We start from the raw sequence: 21,662 nt of genomic DNA, 5'->3' as shown, positions 1-21,662 counted from the left end.
GCCGTGTCCAAGACGCCGGACAAGATCAATCTGGCGCATTCGACGGTTCTGCTCGTCGATGATCAGCCGACCTCGCTCGATCTTCTGAGTTCGATCGTTCAGGGGTTCGGGGTTCGCGAACAGCTGAAGTGTCCCTCGGCCAAGGACGCGGTCGAGCTGGTGCAGCGCCGGTCCGTCGACCTGATCCTGATCGACTGCGCCATGCCCGAGATGGACGGCTACGATTTCGTCCGCTGGCTCAGGCGAGAGGCGTCCGAGCCTATCCGCTTCACGCCCGTCATCATGATCCTGGGCCACGCCGCCCGCGCCCTGGTCGCCAAGGGGCGCGACTGCGGCGCCAGCTTCATCGTCGCCAAACCCCTGACTCCGGCGGTCCTGCTGAAACGGATCATCTGGCTGGGCGGCGAAACGCGCCAGTTCGTCGAAGTCGAAAACTACGTCGGACCCGATCGCCGCGTGCGCAACTATGGTCCCCCGCCCGGAGAGGAAGGTCGCCGCCAGACCGACCTGTCGGGTGAACTGGGCGAGGCCGTCGAGGCCAATATGGATCAGGACGATATCGACATGCTGTTGAAGCCGATGAAGGTGGCCCTGTGACCGCAGATGCGACCCCGCCCCGTCTCCGAAACGTCCAGACGTCGCTTCAGCGCCAGATGGCGCGCCCAGGCGGCATGCCCATCGCGGACGCCGTCGCGCGCGCGGAAGAGGGGCTGGGGGAACAGCGCGGCCGGACCTTGCTTGTGCTTCAGGACAAGGTCGACGCCCTGAACCGCCTGTGCGCCGACCGACCGGCCGGCGCAGATGGCGAGGTCTACGCCTTGGCGTCGGCTCTGGTGGACATGTCCGGTTTCATGGAGATCCCGCCCTTCTATGCAGCGGCCTACAGCCTGTGCGACGCCGCCCACCGGATGGCCGCCGCCGACGCCTGGTCCTGGCCCGAGGTTCAGGTCCACGCCCGCGCCCTGAGCCTGATCCTGGCGAACGACTGCCAGGGCGGCGAGGCCGTCGATCAGATGCTGGCGGGTCTGCGCGCCGTGGCCGAACAAGCCGTGCACCCCGGTTAACGTCGCCTGCCCGAATCCGGAACAGGGGCGAAACGAATCAGGACCGAATCGGACACAGGCCTCGATTCGCGATTTGTTCACCGCAAGATATTGTATCTTAAGATCTATTAACCACAAGCGGATCGTTGCGGCAAGGTCCCGGTCCATGACCGAAATCGCACATCGACCCCCGCCCCATCTTTCCCCCCGCCCGACGAACCGCTAGGTCATCCCGCGTGGCCCCGTAGCTCAGCCGCATAGAGCAAGGCTTTCCTAAAGCCGAGGTCGGAGGTTGGAGTCCTCCCGGGGTCGCCATGTTTGTGTCGAGACCACTTAGAACGGGCTCAGAACCAGCTAAGAGTGGGGCAGCATGGGAAGCTCGCACGCATTTGGGGCTGAATGCGCCAGTTTCAGACATCGTTATCACGCCTGAACGCCGACCTTCGTTGAGCGTGGGGGCGCTTGGCGGTAGGCAGCGGCATGCCTGCTCCAATTGCCCAACTTGAACTCGGTCGAGACGGCGCCGAACTAGCGCCAAAGGCGCTCGACAGCTCCACGCTCGCTGCTTTGGAACAGGTACTCGCCAGCCAGTCGCGAGACGTCGCCGGCGTCAGGCTATTCGGCGTTGAAGGACTGCCTGGTTTCCTCGCGACCAACGGTCAGATCGGCTCCATCGCCGCACGAAGTCTGGGAGGGATGGCGCGGCCGGTGCGGGCGGTTCTCTTCGACAAGACGGCGTCCGCGAACTGGTCGCTGGCTTGGCATCAAGATCGCGTGGTTGCGGTGCGGGAGCGAAAGGAAGTCGAAGGTTTCGGCCCTTGGACACGCAAACATGGCGCACTGCACGTCGCGCCGCCATTCGATCTTCTCGCCGGCATGCTCACACTGCGCGTCCATCTCGACTCTGTACCCCAGACAAACGCCCCGTTGCTCATTGCGCCGGGCTCTCATCGCCTTGGAAGGATTCCTGAGGCTGATGTTCCAGCGGCGGTGAGCAGGTGCGGCGTCGCTATGTGTCTGGCTGAAGCGGGCGACGTCTGGACCTACGCCACGCCGATCCTCCACGCGTCCGATAGGGCGTCCGCAGCGACGCATCGCCGCGTTCTACAGGTGGACTATGCCGTTGGTGATCTTCCCGGCGGACTGGAGTGGCTTGGCGTCTGACACGCGCTCAAAGCCGGCCGTCCCTCCTCTCACATTATGATTTCATTACGCCGAACGCCGGGATTCACATCGCGCCTTTACGCCCCTCCATGGTCCCTTCCGGCTCTGATTTGAGCTGAGGAGGCCGGCATGGCCGATGTTGTTTTTCTGGCGGTCGGGGCCGGGGCGTTCATCGCCTTCGCCGCGCTGGCCGCAGCGTTGAGACGGGTGTGACGATGATCGCCATGCTCTGGGGCGCGGGGGCGGTCGTCGTCGCCGTTTACATGGTCGCGGCTCTGCTGCGGCCCGAGCGGTTCTGAAGAACCGGGACTGAACTCATGAACATTCAAGGATGGGGCGAGATCGCCCTGACCCTTGGGCTGGCCGTACTGCTCGGCTGGCCCATCGGCGTTTACATGTCGCGCGTCTGGAACGGCGAGCGGACCTGGCTGGACCCGGTGCTGAAGCCGGTGGAGGCTGTCTTCTATGGCGCAGCCGGCGTCGATCCGAAGCGCAGCCAGGGCTGGCTGGGCTATGCCGGCGCCCTGCTGGCCTTCAACCTTGCGGGCTTTGTGCTGCTGTACGCCATCCTGCGGCTGCAGGGCGTGCTGCCGCTGAATCCGCAGGGCTTCGCGGGCGTCTCGCCGCACCTGGCCTTCAACACCGCCGTCAGCTTCGTCACCAACACCAACTGGCAGAGCTATGGCGGCGAGACGACCCTGTCGACCTTCACCCAGATGGTCGGCCTGACGGTTCAGAACTTTGTCTCGGCCGCGACCGGGGCCACGATCGCGGCGGCCCTGGCGCGCGCCTTCATCGCCAATCGGGGCGAGGGGGTCGGCAACTTCTGGGCCGATCTGACCCGCACCACCCTGTATGTGCTGCTGCCGGCCGCCTTCGTGTTGGCCGTGGTGCTGTCCGGCCTGGGGGTCGTCCAGAGCCTGGCCGCCAGCGTCCATGCGACGACGGTCGAGGGCGGGTCCCAGACCCTGCCGTTGTTCCCGGCGGCCAGCCAGGTGGCGATCAAACAGTTGGGCATCAACGGCGGCGGCGTGTTCAACGTCAACGGCGCCCACCCGTTCGAAAACCCTTCGCCCCTGACCAATCTGATCACCGCCGTGGCGATCAACGTCATGGGCTGGGCCGCCTTCTTCGCCTTCGGCCGTTCGGCCCTGGCGGGGCGCGACATCCGCGCCCTGGTCGCGTCGGCATTGATCATCCTGAGCGTCTCCAGCGCGGCCATGTATGTGATCGAGACCCAGCCGGCCCCGGCCCTGGTCGCCGCCCACGTCGATGCTTCGGCGAACATGGAGGGCAAGGAGGTCCGCTTCGGCGCGCCGGCCTCGACCGTCTGGGCGGTCGTCACGACCGGCGCCTCGAACGGTTCGGTCAACTCGATGCACGCCAGCTATATGCCGCTGGGCGGGGCCTTGCAGATGTTCCTGATGCAACTGGGCGAGATCCTGCCGGGCGGCATCGGGTCGGGCATCGCCATCATGGTGGTGATGGCCCTGCTGTCGGTCTTCGTCGCCGGCCTGATGGTCGGGCGGACCCCGGAATATCTGGGCAAGAAGATCGAGGCGCGCGAGATTCAGTTCGCCATGATCGCGGTGCTGGTTCTGCCGCTGGCCATCCTGAGCTTCTCGGCTGTAGCGGCGGTGTTCCCGACGGCGCTGGCAGGCCTGCTGAACAAGGGACCGCATGGCCTGTCCGAGATCCTGTACGCCTACACCTCGGCGGCGGCGAACAACGGCTCGGCTTTTGCGGGGCTGACGGCCAATGCGCCTTGGTGGAACGCGACCCTGGGCCTGGGCATGTTGTTCGGGCGGTTCATACCGGCCGTCGCCGTCCTGGCCATCGCCGGCAGTCTGGTGGTCAAGCCCAAGCTGGCGCCCAGCCCCGGCACCCTGCCCACCGACAACGGCCTGTTCATCGGCCTGCTGATCGGCGTGATCCTCATCCTCGGCGGTTTGCAGTTCCTGCCCGCCCTCGCCCTGGGACCGATCGTCGAGCACTTCCAGGTGCTCGCCGCGGTCGCCAGCGCCTGATCCCCCGGACATCCTGACATGACACAAATCACATTAGACCCACGCGAGGGCGGCCGTTCGTCGCCCCTCGCGGGCGGCCTCTCGGGACAGATGATCGGCCGGGCCGTGGGCGAGGCCTTCGTCAAGCTGAACCCCATCAAACTGATCAAGAACCCGGTCATCTTCACCACCTGGATCGTGGCGCTGTTGTCCACAATCTCGGCGGTCGCGGCGGTTGTGGGCGGCCAGTCGGCGGGCTTTGCCGTGCAACTGGCCCTGTGGCTGTGGGCCACGGTCCTGTTCGCCAATATCGCCGAAAGCGTCGCCGAGGGGCGCGGCAAGGCGGCGGCCGACAGTCTGCGCGCCACCCGCGTCACGACCAAGGCCAAGCTGATCGTCGATCCCGAGACCGGCATGGTGGTTCCGACCAGCGCGTCTGATCTGGAAGTCGGGTCGATCATCCTGGTCGAGGCCGGCGACGTGATCGCCTCGGACGGCGAGATCATCGAGGGCGTGGCCTCGGTCAACGAGGCCGCCATCACAGGCGAAAGCGCCCCGGTGATCCGCGAGAGCGGGGGCGACCGTTCGGCCGTGACCGGCGGCACCACTGTGGTGTCGGACTGGATCAAGGTGCGGATCACGGCCAAGCCGGGCTCGACCTTCCTCGACCGCATGATCGCCATGGTCGAGGGCGCGGATCGTCGCAAGACGCCGAACGAACTGGCCCTGGCCGTGCTGCTGGCCGGCCTGACCCTGATCTTCCTGATCGCGGTCGTGACCCTGGTGGGTCTGGGCGCCTATTCGGGCGTTAACATCGATCCGATGGTGCTGGGCGCCCTGTTCATCACCCTGATTCCGACCACGATCGGGGGGTTGTTGTCCGCCGTCGGCATCGCCGGTATGGACCGGTTGCTGAAGGTCAATGTGCTGGCCACCTCGGGCCGAGCGGTTGAGGCGGCAGGCGACGTCGACACCCTGCTGCTCGACAAGACCGGCACCATCACCTTCGGCAACCGTATGGCGACCGAGGTCATCCCGGTTCCGGGCATGCGTCCGGAAGCCGCCCTGGCCGCCGCCGTCATGGCGTCCCTTGCCGACGAGACGCCCGAGGGCCGCTCCATTGTCGAACTTGGCCGCAACGCCGGCGTCTCGGTGGAACAGCCGGCCGGCGCCGTCGCCATCCCCTTCACCGCCGTCACCCGCCAGTCGGGCCTGGACGTCGGCAAGGACAGCTGGCGCAAGGGCGCGGTCGATGCCGTGCTGAAAGACCTGAACCTGTCTGACGGCTCGGCCCCGGCCGAGTTCCGTCAGGCCGTGGACCGGATCGCTCGCTCGGGCGGCACGCCTCTGGCCGTCACCCAGAACGGCGTCCTCGTCGGCGTCATCCACCTGAAGGACGTGGTCAAGCCGGGCGTGAAGGCGCGCTTCGCCGACCTGCGCCGGATGGGCCTGCGCACCGTCATGATCACCGGCGACAATCCGGTGACGGCGGCGGCCATCGCCTCGGAGGCCGGGGTGGACGACTACCTCGCCGAGGCCACGCCCGAGGACAAGATGCGCCTGATCAAGGCCGAACAGGCCAAGGGACGTCTGGTCGCCATGTGCGGCGACGGCGCCAATGACGCGCCTGCGCTGGCTCAGGCCGACGTCGGCGTGGCCATGCAGACCGGCGCCCAGGCCGCCCGCGAGGCCGGCAATATGGTCGATCTGGACAGCGATCCGACCAAGGTCATCGAGATCGTCGAGGTCGGCAAGCAACTGTTGATCACGCGCGGCGCCCTGACGACCTTCTCGGTCGCCAACGACGTGGCCAAGTATTTCGCCATCATCCCGGCGATGTTCGTGGTCGCCCTGCCGTCGCTCGGCGCGCTGAACGTGATGCGTCTGCACAGTCCCGAGAGCGCCATTCTGTCGGCGGTGATCTTCAACGCCATGGTCATCGTCGCCCTGATCCCGCTGGCGCTGAAGGGCGTCAAATACCGGGCCATCGGCGCCGGCGCCCTCCTGGGTCGCAACCTGCTGATCTATGGCCTCGGCGGCCTGATCGCCCCGTTTGTCGGCATCAAGCTGATCGACCTCGTCATTTCCGCGCTGGGCCTAGCCTGATGCGCGTTTCCAAGGACATCTCCATGCGTAATCGTCTCAACAAGGCGTCCGGGCGCAACGACGCCTGGTTCGCCGCCGCCTGTATCATCGGCATCGCCGGCCTGGGCCTGTGCAGCGAAGCCAGGGCCCAGGACGTCTCGGCGAACGTCGCCCTGACCTCCGACTATGTCTTCCGCGGCGTCAGCCAGACCCAGGAAGATCCGGCCATCTCGGCCGGGGTCGATCTGACGAAGAACGGCTTCTACGCCGGCGGCTGGGCCTCGAACGTCGATTTCGGCGACGACACCGACGCCGAGGTCGATCTCTACGCCGGCTTTCGGCCCGAGGTGGCGGGCTATGCCCTGGACTTCGGCGTCATCGGTTATCTGTACGCCGGTCAGCCGGACGGCGCGGACTATGACTATGTCGAGCTGAAAGCGGCGGCCTCGCGCGCCGTCGGCCCCGCGACCCTGGGGGCGGCGGTCTATTATTCGCCCGACTTCTTCGGCGCGGCTGAGGACGAGGCGACCTATGCCGAGATCAACGGCGCCGTCAGCCCGGCCGACAAATGGACCGTGTCGGGCGCGGTCGGGCGTCAGTGGGTGTCGTCGGACCTCGACTACACCACCTGGAACCTGGGTGCGGCCTATCAGCTGACCGACACCCTGGCGGTCGACCTGCGCTATCACGACACCGATCAACACGACTTCGGCGACATCTACGGCGCGCGCGCCGTGGCCACGCTGAAGGCCGGCTTCTGAGGCGACGATCATGGTCAATTCGTTCCGTCCGGCCATCGCGATGATGGCCTTGTTCACCCTCCTGCTGGGGCTGGCCTATCCGCTGGCGGTGACGGGCATCGCCCAGGCCGCCTTCCCCGGCCAGGCCAACGGCAGCCTGGTGCACGACGCCGACGGCCGGGTCGTCGGCTCGGCCCTGATCGGCCAGCCGTTTGCGGGCGCGACCTATCTGCATCCGCGCCCCTCGGCGGCGGGCGACGGCTATGACGCCGCCGCCTCGTCGGGCTCGAACATGGGGCCGTTGAACCCGGACCTGGCGGCGCGGGTCGCCGAAAACGCCCAGGCCATCCGCGCCGAGGACGGCCCCGGCGTCATCCCCGCCGATGCGGTGACGACCTCGGGTTCGGGCCTCGACCCGGACGTGTCACCGGCCTACGCTCGGCTTCAGGCCGCGCGGATCGCCCGCGCCAGAGGCGTTTCGGTGCAGCAGGTCCAGAGTATCATCGACGGCCAGACCCAGGGGGGCTTCCTCGGCTTCATCGGCCAGCCGCGCGTCAATGTGCTGCTGACCAATCGCGCGCTTGACGCCCGTTTCGGCGCGGAGGGCTGATTGCCCGAGACGGCGCCCGAAACGCCCGCGACTTCAGCCGTTCCGCGCCGCAAGCGCGGGCGGCTGAAGGTGTTTCTGGGCATGTCGCCCGGGGTGGGCAAGACCTATGAAATGCTGCGCGCCGCCCGCCGTCGAAAGGCCGAGGGGCTGGATGTCGTGGTCGGAGTGGTCGAGACCCACGGCCGCAAGGAGACCATGAGCCTGCTGCGCGGGCTGGACGTCATGCCGCGCGCGCCGATCGACCATCGCGGCCGGTCGCTGATGGAGTTCGATCTCGACGGCGCCCTGGCGCGCCGCCCCGGCCTGCTTCTGGTCGATGAGTACGCCCATTCCAACGTCCCCGGCTCACGCCACCCCAAACGCTGGCAGGACGTGGAGGAACTGCGCGACGCCGGGATCGACGTCTGGACGACGCTGAACATCCAGCATCTGGAGAGCCTGTCCGACGTCATCCTGCGCATCACCGGCGTGCGTCAAAGGGAGGCCGTGCCCGACAGCGCCCTGACCGAGGCCGACGACATCGAAGTGGTGGACATCACGCCCGAGGATCTTCGCGCCCGCCTGGCCGAGGGCAAGGTCTATGTGCCCGAGACGGCGCGGGTGGCGTCCGAGAACTTTTTTAAGCTGGAAAACCTGACGGCACTGCGTGAACTGGCCCTGCGCCGCGCGGCCCAGACGGTGGACGACCAACTGTTGTCGCATCTGCGCGAGCGCGGCGTGTCGGGACCGTGGGCGGCGGGCGAGCGGATCCTGGTCCTGGTAGGCGGCGACGCCATGAGCGCCTCATTGGTGCGGACCGGACGGCGGATGTCGGACATGATGATGGACGCCCCCTGGTCGGTGGCCCACGTCGAACGGCCGTCGGGTTCGCGTTCCGATGCGCGGTCGACCGGCCGTCTGTCCGAAGCCTTCAAACTGGCCGAGCAACTGGGCGGCCGACCGGTGACGCTGAGCGGCGACGACGTCGTGCGCACCGTCCTGGATCACGCCCACCGCAACAACGTCACCCAGATCGTCATCGGCAAGACGCGGGGCGGGCGGTTCGCCGAATGGACCGGCCGGGTGCTGGCGACCGAACTGCTGCGCAAGGCCCAGGGCGTGGCCGTCCACGTCGTGACCGAGGGCGACCTGACGGCGCCCGAACCCGCGCTCAAGCCCGGGTCCCGGCCGGCGCTGGAATGGCGCGCCTATACGGCAGGCGCGGGTTTCGTCGCGGCCGCGACCGGCGTCGCCCTGTTGCTGGACACCCGGTTCGAGCGGGTCGATCTGGGCGTCATCTATCTGGCGGCGGTGGTGGCGGCGGGGGTGCTGAACGGACTGCGGCCCGCGCTGGCGGCGGCGACCCTGGCCTTCCTGACCTACAACTTCCTGTTTCTTCAGCCGCGCTACAGTTTCCTGATCGGCTCGCCGACGGACTTCCTGACCCTGGTGCTGTTCTGGGCCGTCGCCCTGGGTACGGGGGCCCTGGCCGGACGGGTGCGGGAACAGGCCCGTGCGGCCCAGCGCCGCGCCGCCGCCGTCTCGGCCCTGCTGGCCGCCAGCCAGACCCTGTCGGCGGCCCAGGATCGTGCGACGACCGCCCGAAGCCTGGCCGAACAGGCCTCGGCCGCCGCCGGGGCCGGGGCGGTGGTCCTGCTGCCGGACGGCGACGACATCGTCCTGACGGCCGCCAGCCCCGAGGGCGTGATCCTGGGCGCCGACGCCATGGCGGCCGCCCGCTGGGCCTGGACCCACGGCGAGGTCACGGGTCACGGCACCGGCACCCTGCCGCAGACCCGCTGGCGGTTTCAGCCCCTGCAAGGCGTGCGCGGTCGCGCCGGCGTGGCGGGGATCGACGCCTCGGCCGTGGCGGCGGGCTCGGACGAGGAGCGGCTGGCCCTGGCCCTGCTGGACCAGGGCGCGGTGGCGCTGGAGCGCGCTGATCTGGCCGGACAGGCGCTGGAGAGCGAGACCCTGCGCCGCGCTGACCGGTTCCGCGCGGCCCTGATGAACTCGGTCAGCCACGACCTGCGCACGCCCCTGTCGACCGTGCTGGGCTCGGCCACCACCCTGATCGATTATGGGGCGACCCTGAAGCCCGAGGTCCGTGACGACCTGTTGCTCAGCATCCGCGAGGAGGCCGAGCGCCTGTCGCGCTATGTCGGCGACCTGCTGGACATGACCCGGCTGGAGGGCGGCGGGCTGAACGTCCGCACCGACTGGACCGATGTGCGCGACGCCCTGAACGCCGCCGCTGACCGGGTGTCGCGTCGCCTGGGGAACCGCCTCATCACCCGCGACTTCCCAGCCCAACTGAGCATGGTCGAGGCTGATCCCGGTCTGCTGGAACAGGCGGTGGTCAATATTCTTGAGAACGCCATCGCCTACAGCCCCGACGGGACGACCATCGAACTGGCGGCCTATGAGGACCGGGGCTCCGTCGTCATCTCCATCGAGGACGAGGGGCGCGGCATACCCACGGCCGAGCTGGAACGGGTGTTCGACAAGTTCCGCCGCATGGAGGAGTCGACCGACCGCGCCCCCGACAGAGTCCAGGGGGCCGGCCTGGGTCTGGCCATCGCCAAGGGCTTCGTCGAGGCCATGCGCGGCCGCATCGCCGCCGCCAGCCCGATCCAGGACGGACCCGACGGCGGCAAGCTGGGAACCCGCATCCTGATCAGCCTGCCCAAATCCATCGCCACCCATCCGGATCTGCTGTGATGCCTGCCGTCCGCCCCCAGGTCCTCGTCATCGACGACGAGCCCCAGATCCACCGCTTCCTGTCGCCCGCCCTGGACGCCGCCGGTTACGAACCCCGGCGCGCCGACAGCGGGCAGGAGGGACTGAGGGCCATCGCCCTGTGGAACCCCGACGCCGTGGTGCTGGACCTGGGCCTGCCCGACATGGACGGCAAGGACGTGTTGAAACGGGCGCGGGAATTCTACCAGGGGCCGATCATCGTCCTGTCCGCACGCGATCGCGAGGCCGAGAAGATCGCGGCCCTGGACCTGGGCGCCAACGACTATGTCGAAAAGCCGTTCGGGGTCGGCGAACTTCTGGCGCGTATCCGGGCCGGACTGCGCCAGGGGGGCTTGGCGCCGGCGGCGGGCGGCGTGGTCACGGCCGGAGATGTGGTCATCGATCTGGACCGCCGCATCGTCACCCGCGCCGGCGAGCGGGTGAAGCTGCGCCCCAAGGAATACGAAGTCCTGGCCTATCTGGCCCGCAACGCCGGCAAGGTGCTGGGCCACGCCGATCTGCTGAAGACCGTCTGGGGCGCGGGCCACGCCGCCGATGTCCAATACCTGCGCGTCGTGATCGGCCAACTGCGCCACAAGTTGGAGGCCGACCCCGCCGAACCGGCCCTGGTCGTTACGGAGCCGAGCGTGGGGTACCGGCTCGAACTCTGATCGCCCGCCCCGGCGGCTCAGGCGGCGAAGGCGGCCTTCATGGGCTGGACGGTCTGGGCGGGACGTCGCATCGGCAGGTCGAAACTGACCACCGTGCCCACCCCGGGCTCGCTTTCTATGTTCAGCCGGCCGCCATGCATCTCGATCAGCGACTTGGTCAGGGCCAGGCCCAGGCCGGTGCCCTGGGTGGTCTTGGAATGCTGGCCTTCGACCTGTTCGAAGGGCCGCGCCAGACGGACCATATGTTCAGGCGCGATGCCGATGCCGGTATCGGCGCAGGCGACCCGGACGCGATCCTCGCCGGCCGCCCCCTTGAACGGCGTCAGAGACAGGGTGACGGTCCCGCCTTCGGGCGTGAATTTAACGGCGTTGGAGATCAGGTTCAGCATCACCTGTTTCACGCCGCGGTGGTCCGCCTCGATGTCCGGCAGGTCGCCCGCTTCGATCTCCAGGGTCAGGCCGGACTCCAGAACCTTGCCGCGCATCAGTCGGGCGGCGTCCTCGCACACGTCCCGCAGCGAGACGGGCTCGTAGTGCAGGGTCATCTTGCCGGCCTCGATCTTGGCCATGTCCAGGATGTCGTTGATCAGGCTGAGCAGATGCTGGCCCGACTTCAGGATGTCGCCGGCGTAGCCCTTGTACTTCTCGCCTATGGGGCCGAACAGCTCGGCGGCCATGATCTCCGAGAAGCCGTTGATGGCGTTCAGCGGGGTGCGCAGTTCGTGGCTCATATTGGCCAGGAATTCGGACTTGGCCTGGTTTGCGGCCTCGGCCCGCGTCATGGCGATCTCGTATTTCCGGGCCAGTTGCGACAGCATCTGCTGGCTGGCTTCAAGCTGGGCTACGGTGCGGCTCAGGTCCTCGACGGCGCGACGGCGTTCGGTCTCTTCGCGCTTGATGGCGGTGATGTCGGCGGCGGTGACGACCGATCCCCCCTCCGAGGTGAAGCGTTCGGACAACTGCAGCCAGCGGCCGTCGTGCAGTTCGACCTCGCGAAGGCCCGCCCGGCCGTCCGTCGGCGCATGTTCGGCCTTGATGGCCAGGGCGGCGATGCGGTTCAATTCCTCCTTCGCCGCGCCGCGCCGCACGACGCCGGACTGGAAGTCGAAAGCGTCCTCGAACGCCTGGTTCCAGAGGATGAGGCGGCCTTGGCGATCAAACAGGACGAAGGCGTCCGAAATACTCTCCACCCCGTCGCGCAGACGGCTTTCGGCGGACTGGGCGGCGGCCTTGGCCCGGCGGGCCTCGGTGATGTCAAGGGCGACGCCCAGGATGGCGGAGAAGCCGGTCTCGCCCCGCGCCCCTCGCGCCTGGCCGCGCGCATCGATCCAGCGGGTCCGGCCGCCGTCGCCCGGGACGGGGAAGGTGACCTCGAAGGCGCCATAGGCCGAGGCCTGGCGCAACGCGTGCTGCACCTCGTCGCGGTAGCGGGGATGGATGCGGGCCATCACGGCTTCGGCCGGCACGACGCCGCCGGTTTCGAAGCCCAGCAGGGTCGCCATATAGTCGGACAGGGTCACTTCGGCGCCGTCCAGATCCCATTCCCATACGCCGCAGCGCGCCGCCTCCACCGCGATGCGGAAGCGTTTTTCCGACGAGGCCCATTCCCGGCTGGCGCGCGCACGGCGCAGGCCCTGGAACAGGAACAGCGCCAGGACGCCGAGGCCCAGCAGCACAGGCGCCGCCAGAACCCAGGCCTCGCCAAGCAGACCCGCCGCACCCGAGGGCGGTCCGTCCTGCAAGGCGACTACATAGGGACCGTCGGGCGTGATCGGCGCCGCCACGACCGACGCCCTGCCCTGCGGCGTGGCGCCGGCGCCGGGCGTGGTCAGGGACGCCAGGTCGCCGGCCTGGACGCCGATCAGCGGCGTTGCGGACTGGCCGATCTCGGCGGGGTTCGGCGAGGCCAGGATGATCCCCGTCTTCGACACGATCCGGACCGAGCCGGAGGCGGGCAGGGACGGGAGAATGCGCGCCTCAAGCCGACGTCCCCCGGCTTGCGGCCCGGTCAGGGCGACGACGCCGGGCGACTGCACAGGCCCCTGGCTGGCCAGGGTCGCGCCGTCGGCGCCGATCACCGAGAAGCCCGCGTTCGGCGCGACGCCGCGCGCCCTCTCGACGGCGGCCATCGGCAGCGCATCGTCCAGCAGTGCGGCTGTCCCGACGTCGATCCCGGTCTGGGCGGCCTGCATCAGGACGGCGGTCCGGCTGGCGGAGAGCTGGGCGCTCAAGGTCAGGTTCTCGTTCTGAAGCCGATAGGCCTCGCGGGCGGGGCGTGTCGCGTCTCGCGACATCAACAGCACGTATCCGGTGGAGCCGAGGGCGAGGACCAGCACGCCGATGCGCATCCAGGCCGGGGCGCTGGGGGCCCTGTCGGTGGCGCGTCGGCCTCGCTTGTCTTGCCGCCGCTCCATGCCCCGCAAGGCGCTCTCCCGACCAAATCAGCTACAGGGGGAATCTAGGCTGCGTCGCGGATTCCTGTCGAGGCTTGGTTAATGCTTTCTGAATCCGCAGGCGCGAGATCAGACGCTGACATGGACGCACTGGCCGCCTGTCCTGAACTCAGCCTTGTGCGTTCGCCGCTGATCGATCGCTTTCGATCAGCCGGTCACGCACATCAGCGGGGGCGGCTTCGGCCCAGCTCAGGAGCTTGTCGAGAACCGGACAGAGGGACTGTCCCCATTCGGTCAGATGATATTCCACCTTGGGCGGGACCTGGGGGTGGACGATGCGGGCCACGACTCCATCGGCTTCAAGCTGTCGAAGCTGCTGGATCAACATCTTCTGCGACACGCCGGGAATAGCTTTTTCGAGTTCGGAGAACCGCCGCACGTTCGACCCGAACAGCTGGAACAGGATCACCAGCTTCCAGCGTCCTTCAAGGACACGGATGACATTCTGCGCGCTCAAGGCTGCAGTCTGGGGGGTGTAGTCGAAGGGCTTACCTTCGGGTGCGTACCTAACTTTTTCGTCGGTTCTTGCCATTGACGGAGCTTATTTGCACTTTGGATCGAACGCAAGAATCCGAACGGAAGACCCAATGATCGCCGACCTTCCCAAACCCATCGCTGACTATGTCGCGGCCAATGCGCGCCTCGACCTTGCCGGCATGCTGCACCCCTTTGCGCCTGACGCTGTCGTGAAGGACGACGGCGGGCGCCATCAGGGCCATGCGGCGCTCCGACGGTGGATGCTCGAGGCCACGATCGCGAGCAAGGCGATCTTCACGCCGGATACGGTGCGCCACGAGGGGGACCAGGTCGTCCTGGAGGGACCCACGGCCGGCGACTTCAAGGGCAGCCCCCTTCGGTTCACGCTTCGCTTCACTCTGGGCGACGACGCCATCCGCGCGCTTGAGATCTCGCTGTGACGATGCGCCCCGATCCCACAGAGTTCGAAGGTCGACGGATTCTCGTCACCGCCGGCACCAAGGGCGCCGGCCGCGCGACCGTCCTGCGTTTTCTCTCCGGCGGCGCCCGGGTGATCACAGCCGCGCGGGCGGCCCCCGAGACCTCGACCGGCGCTGAGTTCGTCAAGGCCGACCTCACGACGCTGGAAGGATGCGAGGCCTTGGCTCAAGCCGCGATGGACCGGTTCGGCGGCGTTGATGTTCTGGTGCATGTCGTCGGCGGCTCGTCGGCGCCGGCCGGAGGCTTCGCCGCCCTGACCGACGCGCATTGGCGCACCGAACTTGATCTGAACCTGATGCCTGCGGTTCGCCTGGATCGCCTGCTGGCGCCGCAGATGATCGGGCGGGGATCCGGCGCCATCATCCATGTCTCGTCTATCCAGCGGACATTGCCTTTGCCGGAATCCACCACCGCCTACGCCGCCGCCAAAGCGGCCTTGTCCACCTACAGCAAGGCCCTGTCCAAGGAACTGGGGCCCAGGGGCGTGCGGGTCAATGTGGTGTCCCCCGGCTGGATATCCACGGAAGCCTCGGACGCCTTGCTGGAACGGATCGCCGCAGGCTCGGGCGGGACGTTGGAAGATGCGCGGCAAAGCGTCCTGAACGCGCTCGGCGGGATCCCCCTGGGGCGGGCGGCGAAACCTGAGGAGGTCGCCGAGTTGATCGCATTCCTCGCCTCCGACCGCGCCGCAGCCATTCACGGCGGCGAGTATGTGATCGATGGGGGCACGATCCCTACCGTCTAGGCGGAGATGAGGATCAAGGGACGATGGGGCGCCGCGCGCTGGAAACGGTGGTTTGGCTCGGAGAGGGGGGCGCGCCGTCTCCAACCCGCTTCAGCCCATGTTCCGAAGCTGGAAAACGATCTCCCCCACAAGTCCGGTTCGCGCACCCCCGCGATTGCACAGCTTGAACTTTGCGCCCTGGGCCTCGGAGAGGGTGTGAACGATCGCCAGGCCGAGGCCGGAGCCGGGCGTCTGGGATGAGCCGGCGCGGAAGAAGCGGTCGGTGAGGTGGGGAAGGACGGCTTCATCCACGCCCGGTCCGTGATCCCAGACGCAGACAGCGGCCTGTCGGCCCGTCATGCGGACATGAACGACCACCGGCGGCGCGCCGTGGTGGAAGGCGTTGTCGATCAGGTTGAGGATCTGTTCGGTGATGAGGTCTTCGGCGCCGAGGACAATGACCGGCTCGGCCGGAAGCCGAAGGCGCAGGGCGCCGTCGGCAAAGGCGCGGCGGTCCCGAGCGGCTTGACAGGCGCGGCGCGCCGCGCGGCCGAGGTCGGCGGCGGTGTCTATCCGGGCCCCGTCGGCCCGGGCTGTCGACAGCAACTGACCGACCAGCCGCGTCATGCCGCCGACGGCGTCGCGAGAGTCTGCGATCAACCGCCGTTCCTGAGCCGTCCAGGGGCGGGAGGAGCCGGCCAGAAGGTCAAGATTGGCGGAGAGGACCGACAGCGGCGTGCGCAGTTGATGCGAGGCGTCGGCCGCGAACCGTTGAATGCCGGAAGTGGAAGCCTCGAGCCGCGCCAGCAGATGGTTGAAGGCGTTCAGAACGGGCCACAATTCGCGCGGCGCCAGATCGACATTGGCCGGGGCGAAGTCGGCAGAGGGGCTGGGGCGGCGCGTCAGATCGTCGATCAGACGCTTCAGCGAGTTCAGGCCCCATTGCAGGGCCGGCCAGATCAGAAGCGCGGCAAGCACCACCAGCAGGCCGGGGAGAAGCAGCATGCTGCGGTAGAGCTCTCTCAGGCTGGCGCGACGGGAATCCAGGCTCTGGGCCACCGAGACGCGGATGGGGGCGTCGCGGCCGGGGATGATCAGGGTCTGTTGCGCCATACGCACCGAAACCCCCCGGACGGACAGGTCCGCGAAGACCGGCTCCTCCGTTCGGGCCTCGAGGAGATTGGGCAGTTCGGCATAGCCGGTGACGAGGCGATCGCCTTCGCGGACGCTGTAGAAGACGGCGTCACGCTCGGGACCGTCCAGCAGAGCCAAGGCCCAGGGCGCGACATCCACGGTGATGCGACCCTCCGCGACCGACACCGTCTCGCGGATGGTCTGAAGCGCGCCGGCCAGCAGGCGGTCCGCATTGTTCGCCACCACCCGCTGGGCCGTCCAGGCGCCGACCGCCAGAACGACGACCGCGAAGAGCGCCAGAGGGGCCACCTGTGCGATCAGCAGACGTGTGACCAGGCTGTGGGAACGGGCAGGCCGGGCGAGGCTCATGGATCGAGGCGATACCCGCGGCCACGGATATTGGTCACAGCCGGTCCGTCCGGCTGAAGCTTGCGTCGCAAACGGCCGACGTGGATTTCCAGCGCATTGAGCGACGGCGCCTCGTCCTGCGGAAAGACCTCGGCGGCCAGCAGGTCGCGGTCCACCACCTGTCCAGGTCGGGACGCCAGGACGCGCAGGGCCGCCCATTCGCGGGGGCGCAGGGCGAGGTCGCGGTCGTTGACGTGGGCGCGCCCGGTGCGCCAGTCGCAGAAAAGGGTTCCGACCACGACCGCGCCGGCGGCCTGTCCCTGGCGTCGGCGCACGATGGCGCGGAGACGTGCGACCAACTCCGACGGGGCGAACGGCTTGACCAGATAGTCGTCGGCCCCGAGGTCGAGGCCCGCGACCCGGTCGCTGAGGGCGTCACGCGCCGTCAGCATGAGAACCGGGGTCGATGATCCCTGCAGCCTCAGGGTTCTCAGCACTTCGAAGCCGTCGATGTCGGGAAGGCCGATGTCCAGGATGGCGGCGTCGAAGACCTCTGAGCTTTCGAGGCGCAAGGCCTGTTCGCCGCTGTCGATGCATCTCGCCTCGAAACCTGCCTCATGCAGAGTGGCTTCGAGCGAATGCCGTAGCGCCTTGTCATCTTCGACAACGAGTATTCTCATGGCGAGGCGATGGGGCGACGGATCATGGATGACACAATAACCAGAAAGCGGGGCCGGTGAAGCCGGATCGGCGAGATCTGCTCGTAAGCCTGGCGGGCGGGCTGGCGGGAGGGACGGCGGTGTTGAGCGCCGCCGGTTGTTCGTCGGAGCCGGAGGGCGCGGGCACGGCGCCGCGGGTGCGTTGGCTGGCCCGCCGCGAGGGGGCGCTTCACATCCTCACCAACACCAGTCTGATGGGGCCGGTGCTGGAGGCCTTTCGTCGTCGCTGGCCTGAGATCAGGGTACGTCTGGACGACAAAAACTCCACTCGGATCGCCGAGGAGGTTCGGGGGCTCGCGGCTGCGGGCCAGGAGGGGCCGGACCTGGTCTGGAGCACGGCGATGGACGTGCAGGTCAAGCTGATCAACGACGGCTATGCTCAGGCCTACCGGTCGCCGCATCGTGCGGCCATGCCCGACGGTTCGGTATGGCGCGACCAGGGCTATGGCCTGACGGCCGAGCCGATCGTGTTCGCCTATAATCGACGCCGGCTCATGACCGATGTCGTGCCCCGCAGTCATGCGGATCTGCTTCGGCTGCTCAAGACCCGCCCCGAGCTCTTTGACGGTCGTGTCACCCTCTACGACGCCGAACGGAGCGGCGTGGCCCTGATGCAGCTTTCGGCGGACGTGCAGATCTATCCTGAAGCCTGGTCGTTGATGGAGGCGCTGGGCGCGCAGCGTCCGCGGCTGGACACCTCCGGGCGGAGAATGATGAGTCAAATCGCCGATGGGCGGATGGCGTTCGCCTATAATATGAACCAGTCGTACGGCGCGTCATGGGCCGCGCGCGCGCCTGAGATCGGATTGATCACGCCTGACGACTATCATCTGTCCGTTTCACGCGTGGCCTTCATCCCGCGCAACGCCGCCCATCCGAATGCGGCGCGGCTGTTTCTGGACTTCCTTCTGTCGCGTGAAGGCCAGCGGGTGATCGGAGCCCTGGGCGTTCGACCGGTCCGCGACGATGTCGATGCGCCTGTCCGTCCCGCCGCGCCGGGCGTTCGGCCGGTTCGGGTGGGACCCGCCCTGCTGGCCAATCTGGATCAGGCGCGTCGCGCGACCCTGCTCACCCGGTGGGGGGAAGCGATGCGTCACGGCGTCAGAGCGCCGGCGGATCCGGCTGCGCCCTGACCGTTCCTGTGGATAAGTCCATTCAGTCCGAAGCCTCCCTTTCTGTCACGACGCCGTCATGCGGATGCCCGTCGCTTGCAACATGGGGTCTTGATCTGGCCCGCCTGGTTCGCGCCGGCACGATAAAACCATGTATTATGTCATGAGCGCAAAATAAGTGCCGTATTTGTCGATTTGACAGGGCGGTCAGGGTTGATCTTACTCATCTCAGCAAGGCGGGAGAGATCGGCTCCGGCCGACGCCGAAGGCGCAACCGCCCCGGAAACGCTCAGGCAAACGGACCGTCTTGCTGAAGGAACGCTGGAGAGAAGGCCGGATCCGGGGGATGCGGTCTCGCCGAAGGAGAAAGGGTCGGCGACGACCCGAAACTCTCAGGCCCAATGACAGCGGGGGCGAACGGACGCCGAAGAGCGTCAGTCGCATTGGGCATCCCTGGGGAGGGGCGTCGTCGCCATGAGGAATCTCGCTTTGTCTCGTCTTAATCGTCACTTGACCCAATATTGCAGCGCCATCGCCCTGCTGGCCTGCGCCACGGCGGCCCAAGCCCAGGAGACGGAGGGCTCTCCGGAAACCGCCGCGGTCGACGATATCGTCGTCACCGCCTCGCGTATTGATCGCGCCGGCTTCGAAGCGCCGACGCCGACCATCCACCTGACCGCTGAGGATCTGTCGGTGGGCGCGCGCCCCAATATCGCGGCCGCGCTGAACGACATGCCCCAGTTCCGCGCCACCACCTCGGCCCAGACGACCGGCACCAACACCGGCGCGGGCAATGCGCCGGTGGACCTGCGGGGGCTGGGCATCAACCGGACCCTGGTCCTGATCGACGGACGCCGGGTGTCGAGCGAGAACGACCTGAACGCGGTGCCGTCGGTCCTGGTCAAGAGCGTCGACGTGGTCACCGGCGGCGCCTCCGCCGCCTGGGGATCGGGCGCCGTGGCCGGCGTCGTCAACATCGGCATCGACCGCTATTTCACCGGCGGCAAGCTGGGCGCCGAATACGGCATCTCGTCCTATGACGACGCCGAGCAGGAACGGTTCGAAGGCGCCTGGGGAACGGACTTCGCCGGCGGTCGCGGCCATTTCGTCGTCGGCGGCGAATATCTCGACAACGAAGGCGTCATCCCGAAGGCCTCGCGCCCCAACATCGGCCGCTGGGCTACGGTCAACGGCGCGCAGACGCCGGACGTCGGATTCGCCAACGCGGCCTATGGCGGTCTGATCATGTCGGGTGTGAACCGCGGCATGGTGTTCAACCCGGACGGCTCCTTGCGTCCGTTCGACTATGGCACGGTCAGCGGCACGAATTCGATCGGCGGCGAAGGTCCGTCGAACGACGATCTGAGCCCGCTGGTCACGCCGCAGAGGCGTTACACGGGTCTGGCCAGCGCCGTCTACGAGATCAACGACAGGCTGCGGGTCACGGCTGATGTCCGTCATTCCCGCATGTGGAACAACTATGTCTGGTTTGGCGACCATGATCGCGGCGACCTGACTATCGGCATCGACAACGCCTTCCTGTCTTCCACGATCAAGCAGCAGATGGCGGCCGCCGGCCAGACGTCCTTCACCTTTGGTCGTTTCAACTCCGATCTGTCCTATTCGACGATCGACTTCGAGCGGGTGACCACCCAGGCGACCCTGGCCGTGGATGGCGAGTTCGGCGAGAACTGGCGCTGGGGCGCCTATTACAGCCACGGCGAATTCGAGAACAACATCGACACGCCTGGCTTCCTGCTGAAGACCCAGTTCGCCAACGCCGTCGATTCCGTCATCAATCCATCGACCGGCCAGGCCGTCTGCCGCGTGACCCTGACCAACGCCAACTCCGGCTGTGTGCCGATCAATCTGTTCGGCCTCGGGGCCCCGTCGCAGGAAGCCATCGACTATGTCACCGGCGCCCCGCAGCAGCGCGCAACGACCAAGCTGGACGTGGCCGGGATCAGCCTGCGCGGCGAGCCCTTCAGCCTGCCGGCGGGCGAGGTATCGATCGCCGTCGGCCTAGAGGCCCGCAAGGAGCAGACCGACCAGCGCGTCGGCGAACTGGATGCTGCGAAGGCCTTCAAGACCTTCAGCTTCTCGGCGATGTCCGGTGAGTTCAGCGTCAAGGAGGCTTTCGGCGAGATCCTGGTTCCCATCGTCCGCAACCTGCCGGTTCTGAACGATCTGCAGTTCAACGCCGCCGCGCGTATCTCCGACTACGACACCACCGGTTCGATCTGGTCCTGGAAGGTCGGTGCGACGAACGAGTTCTTCCCGGGTTTCCGGGGCCGGGTCACCCAGTCACGCGACATCCGTTCGGCCAACCTGTCTGAACTGTTCACGACGACCACGACCGGATGGAACAACCTCAATGATCCGGCCAAGAACGGCGCCCTGGTCTATGTGCTGAACAACGGCGGCGGAAATCCCAACCTTCGCCCGGAGACGGCCGACACCCTGACCCTGGGCGTCACCTATGCCCCGCCGTCCATTCCCGGCCTCAATCTGTCGCTGGACTATTACGACATCAAGATCGATGACGTGATCACGACCATTGCGGCGCAGGACCTGGTCACCCGCTGCTTCAAGGGCAACCTCGACCTCTGCACCAAGGTAGAACGTGACACGGCGGGCAATCTGGTGCGCACCCTGTCCACCTATGTGAACCTAGCCGAATATCACACGGACGGGATTGATGCCGAGGCCTCCTATGCCTCGGACGCCGACCTTTGGGTGCCGGGCGCGACGGGCCGGGTGACGATGCGTCTGGTCGGCACCTGGGTGAACAGTCTGACCACTGACGACGGAATGACCGAGATCGAATACGTCAAATCTCAGGGCTATTCGTTCGGCCTGGGCGTGCCCAAGCTGCGCCTCAACGCCAGCCTCGGCTGGAAGGGCGAGGTGTTCGGCGCGAATCTGCGGGCGCGCTACATCTCGGAGGGCGATTACAACAGCACCGTCGCGATCAGGAACAACCACATCGACGCCTACACCTATGTCGATCTGGGTCTGACGGCCGACCTCGCGCACTACGGTGCGAACGGTGTCGAGCTATACGCCAACGCCACCAATCTGTTCGACAAGGACCCGCCGGTCGGATCGCTCTACTCGCCGTACTACGACGTCATCGGTCGGTACGTCACGGTTGGCGCGCGGTACCGCTTCTAGTTCG

Annotated in this window: 18 protein-coding genes, 1 tRNA gene and 1 riboswitch; of the genes, 15 read left to right on the top strand and 4 right to left on the bottom strand. The window is 67.4% G+C overall.

The features are described 5' to 3' along the window. Nucleotides 1-3: 3 nt before the first annotated feature. From GGR11_RS08525 to GGR11_RS08475, 11 genes are all read left to right on the top strand, one after another. On the top strand, nucleotides 4-597 hold the full coding sequence (locus tag GGR11_RS08525; protein WP_183196264.1) for a response regulator: 594 nt from the start codon (nucleotides 4-6) through the stop codon (nucleotides 595-597). Beyond that, nucleotides 594-1,064: a hypothetical protein gene (locus tag GGR11_RS08520; RefSeq protein WP_183196263.1), complete on the top strand. Its 471-nt coding sequence runs from the start codon at nucleotides 594-596 to the stop codon at nucleotides 1,062-1,064. Before GGR11_RS08525 ends, GGR11_RS08520 begins: the two co-directional genes overlap by 4 nt. Nucleotides 1,065-1,281: 217 nt before the next feature. Next, nucleotides 1,282-1,358 (top strand) — tRNA-Arg (locus GGR11_RS08515). 165 nt (nucleotides 1,359-1,523) lie between these two features. Beyond that, nucleotides 1,524-2,207, top strand: coding sequence for a phytanoyl-CoA dioxygenase family protein (locus tag GGR11_RS08510; RefSeq protein WP_183196262.1), 684 nt, complete (start codon nucleotides 1,524-1,526; stop codon nucleotides 2,205-2,207). Between the two features lie 215 nt (nucleotides 2,208-2,422). Further along, nucleotides 2,423-2,506, top strand: coding sequence for a potassium-transporting ATPase subunit F (locus GGR11_RS08505; protein WP_081836166.1), 84 nt, complete (start codon nucleotides 2,423-2,425; stop codon nucleotides 2,504-2,506). A gap of 18 nt (nucleotides 2,507-2,524) precedes the next feature. Then, nucleotides 2,525-4,234 carry a potassium-transporting ATPase subunit KdpA gene (gene kdpA, locus GGR11_RS08500; RefSeq protein WP_183196261.1) on the top strand — a complete coding sequence of 570 codons (1,710 nt, stop codon included), beginning with the start codon at nucleotides 2,525-2,527 and terminating at the stop codon, nucleotides 4,232-4,234. Between the two features lie 18 nt (nucleotides 4,235-4,252). Then, entirely contained in the window at nucleotides 4,253-6,319 is a 2,067-nt protein-coding gene (gene kdpB / locus GGR11_RS08495) for a potassium-transporting ATPase subunit KdpB (RefSeq protein WP_183196260.1), read from the top strand. A 23-nt stretch (nucleotides 6,320-6,342) separates the two neighbouring features. Beyond that, nucleotides 6,343-7,059, top strand: coding sequence for a TorF family putative porin (locus tag GGR11_RS08490; RefSeq protein WP_183196259.1), 717 nt, complete (start codon nucleotides 6,343-6,345; stop codon nucleotides 7,057-7,059). Between the two features lie 10 nt (nucleotides 7,060-7,069). After that, complete coding sequence (gene kdpC / locus GGR11_RS08485) at nucleotides 7,070-7,648, top strand: K(+)-transporting ATPase subunit C (RefSeq protein WP_183196258.1); 579 nt, start codon at nucleotides 7,070-7,072, stop codon at nucleotides 7,646-7,648. Beyond that, nucleotides 7,649-10,348: a sensor histidine kinase gene (locus GGR11_RS08480; protein ID WP_183196257.1), complete on the top strand. Its 2,700-nt coding sequence runs from the start codon at nucleotides 7,649-7,651 to the stop codon at nucleotides 10,346-10,348. Beyond that, nucleotides 10,348-11,037: a response regulator gene (locus tag GGR11_RS08475; protein WP_183196256.1), complete on the top strand. Its 690-nt coding sequence runs from the start codon at nucleotides 10,348-10,350 to the stop codon at nucleotides 11,035-11,037. Before GGR11_RS08480 ends, GGR11_RS08475 begins: the two co-directional genes overlap by 1 nt. Nucleotides 11,038-11,054: 17 nt before the next feature. Here the strand turns inward: GGR11_RS08475 and GGR11_RS08470 are convergent, their stop codons facing one another. Together GGR11_RS08470 and GGR11_RS08465 are read right to left on the bottom strand one after the other, a co-directional pair. Beyond that, complete coding sequence (locus GGR11_RS08470; protein WP_246331723.1) at nucleotides 11,055-13,451, bottom strand: PAS domain-containing sensor histidine kinase; 2,397 nt, start codon at nucleotides 13,449-13,451, stop codon at nucleotides 11,055-11,057. Nucleotides 13,452-13,599: 148 nt separating this feature from the next. Next, nucleotides 13,600-14,022: a winged helix-turn-helix transcriptional regulator gene (locus GGR11_RS08465; protein WP_183196255.1), complete on the bottom strand. Its 423-nt coding sequence runs from the start codon at nucleotides 14,020-14,022 to the stop codon at nucleotides 13,600-13,602. 55 nt (nucleotides 14,023-14,077) lie between these two features. Between GGR11_RS08465 and GGR11_RS08460 the strand changes: the two genes are divergently transcribed. Then, nucleotides 14,078-14,407 carry a nuclear transport factor 2 family protein gene (locus GGR11_RS08460; RefSeq protein WP_183196254.1) on the top strand — a complete coding sequence of 110 codons (330 nt, stop codon included), beginning with the start codon at nucleotides 14,078-14,080 and terminating at the stop codon, nucleotides 14,405-14,407. A gap of 2 nt (nucleotides 14,408-14,409) precedes the next feature. Next, entirely contained in the window at nucleotides 14,410-15,192 is a 783-nt protein-coding gene (locus GGR11_RS08455) for an SDR family oxidoreductase (RefSeq protein WP_221205227.1), read from the top strand. Between the two features lie 90 nt (nucleotides 15,193-15,282). Here GGR11_RS08455 and GGR11_RS08450 read toward each other — a convergent pair whose 3' ends face one another. Together GGR11_RS08450 and GGR11_RS08445 are read right to left on the bottom strand one after the other, a co-directional pair. Then, a complete protein-coding gene (locus tag GGR11_RS08450) occupies nucleotides 15,283-16,674 on the bottom strand; it encodes a sensor histidine kinase (protein WP_183196252.1) in 1,392 nt (463 codons plus the stop codon). Beyond that, on the bottom strand, nucleotides 16,671-17,333 hold the full coding sequence (locus tag GGR11_RS08445; RefSeq protein WP_183196251.1) for a response regulator transcription factor: 663 nt from the start codon (nucleotides 17,331-17,333) through the stop codon (nucleotides 16,671-16,673). The genes GGR11_RS08450 and GGR11_RS08445 overlap by 4 nt, the downstream gene beginning before the upstream one ends. 122 nt (nucleotides 17,334-17,455) lie before the next feature. Here GGR11_RS08445 and GGR11_RS08440 point away from each other — a divergent pair, with 122 nt between their 5' ends. Then, nucleotides 17,456-18,505: an ABC transporter substrate-binding protein gene (locus GGR11_RS08440; protein ID WP_183196250.1), complete on the top strand. Its 1,050-nt coding sequence runs from the start codon at nucleotides 17,456-17,458 to the stop codon at nucleotides 18,503-18,505. A gap of 206 nt (nucleotides 18,506-18,711) precedes the next feature. Then, nucleotides 18,712-18,799: riboswitch (glycine riboswitch) on the top strand. Between the two features lie 195 nt (nucleotides 18,800-18,994). Continuing rightward, entirely contained in the window at nucleotides 18,995-21,658 is a 2,664-nt protein-coding gene (locus GGR11_RS08435) for a TonB-dependent receptor domain-containing protein (protein WP_246331622.1), read from the top strand. The last annotated feature ends 4 nt before the right edge of the window (nucleotides 21,659-21,662 follow it).

It is taken from the genome of Brevundimonas mediterranea, from assembly GCF_014196125.1.
Taxonomy (GTDB): domain Bacteria; phylum Pseudomonadota; class Alphaproteobacteria; order Caulobacterales; family Caulobacteraceae; genus Brevundimonas; species Brevundimonas mediterranea.
Note: the sequence above shows the minus strand (reverse complement) of the source record. Positions and strands in the feature narration are given on the sequence as shown.

What these genes read in the sequence shown, in the direction of transcription:
- GGR11_RS08505 (WP_081836166.1), top strand. Translation starts at nt 2,423, where the DNA reads ATGATCGCCATGCTCTGGGGCGCGGGGGCGGTCGTCGTCGCCGTTTAC.
- GGR11_RS08465 (WP_183196255.1), bottom strand. Translation starts at nt 14,022, where the DNA reads ATGGCAAGAACCGACGAAAAAGTTAGGTACGCACCCGAAGGTAAGCCC.
- kdpC (WP_183196258.1), top strand. Translation starts at nt 7,070, where the DNA reads ATGGTCAATTCGTTCCGTCCGGCCATCGCGATGATGGCCTTGTTCACC.
- GGR11_RS08455 (WP_221205227.1), top strand. Translation starts at nt 14,410, where the DNA reads ATGCGCCCCGATCCCACAGAGTTCGAAGGTCGACGGATTCTCGTCACC.
- GGR11_RS08475 (WP_183196256.1), top strand. Translation starts at nt 10,348, where the DNA reads ATGCCTGCCGTCCGCCCCCAGGTCCTCGTCATCGACGACGAGCCCCAG.
- GGR11_RS08460 (WP_183196254.1), top strand. Translation starts at nt 14,078, where the DNA reads ATGATCGCCGACCTTCCCAAACCCATCGCTGACTATGTCGCGGCCAAT.
- kdpB (WP_183196260.1), top strand. Translation starts at nt 4,253, where the DNA reads ATGACACAAATCACATTAGACCCACGCGAGGGCGGCCGTTCGTCGCCC.
- GGR11_RS08445 (WP_183196251.1), bottom strand. Translation starts at nt 17,333, where the DNA reads ATGAGAATACTCGTTGTCGAAGATGACAAGGCGCTACGGCATTCGCTC.
- GGR11_RS08450 (WP_183196252.1), bottom strand. Translation starts at nt 16,674, where the DNA reads ATGAGCCTCGCCCGGCCTGCCCGTTCCCACAGCCTGGTCACACGTCTG.
- GGR11_RS08510 (WP_183196262.1), top strand. Translation starts at nt 1,524, where the DNA reads ATGCCTGCTCCAATTGCCCAACTTGAACTCGGTCGAGACGGCGCCGAA.
- GGR11_RS08490 (WP_183196259.1), top strand. Translation starts at nt 6,343, where the DNA reads ATGCGTAATCGTCTCAACAAGGCGTCCGGGCGCAACGACGCCTGGTTC.
- GGR11_RS08470 (WP_246331723.1), bottom strand. Translation starts at nt 13,451, where the DNA reads ATGGAGCGGCGGCAAGACAAGCGAGGCCGACGCGCCACCGACAGGGCC.
- kdpA (WP_183196261.1), top strand. Translation starts at nt 2,525, where the DNA reads ATGAACATTCAAGGATGGGGCGAGATCGCCCTGACCCTTGGGCTGGCC.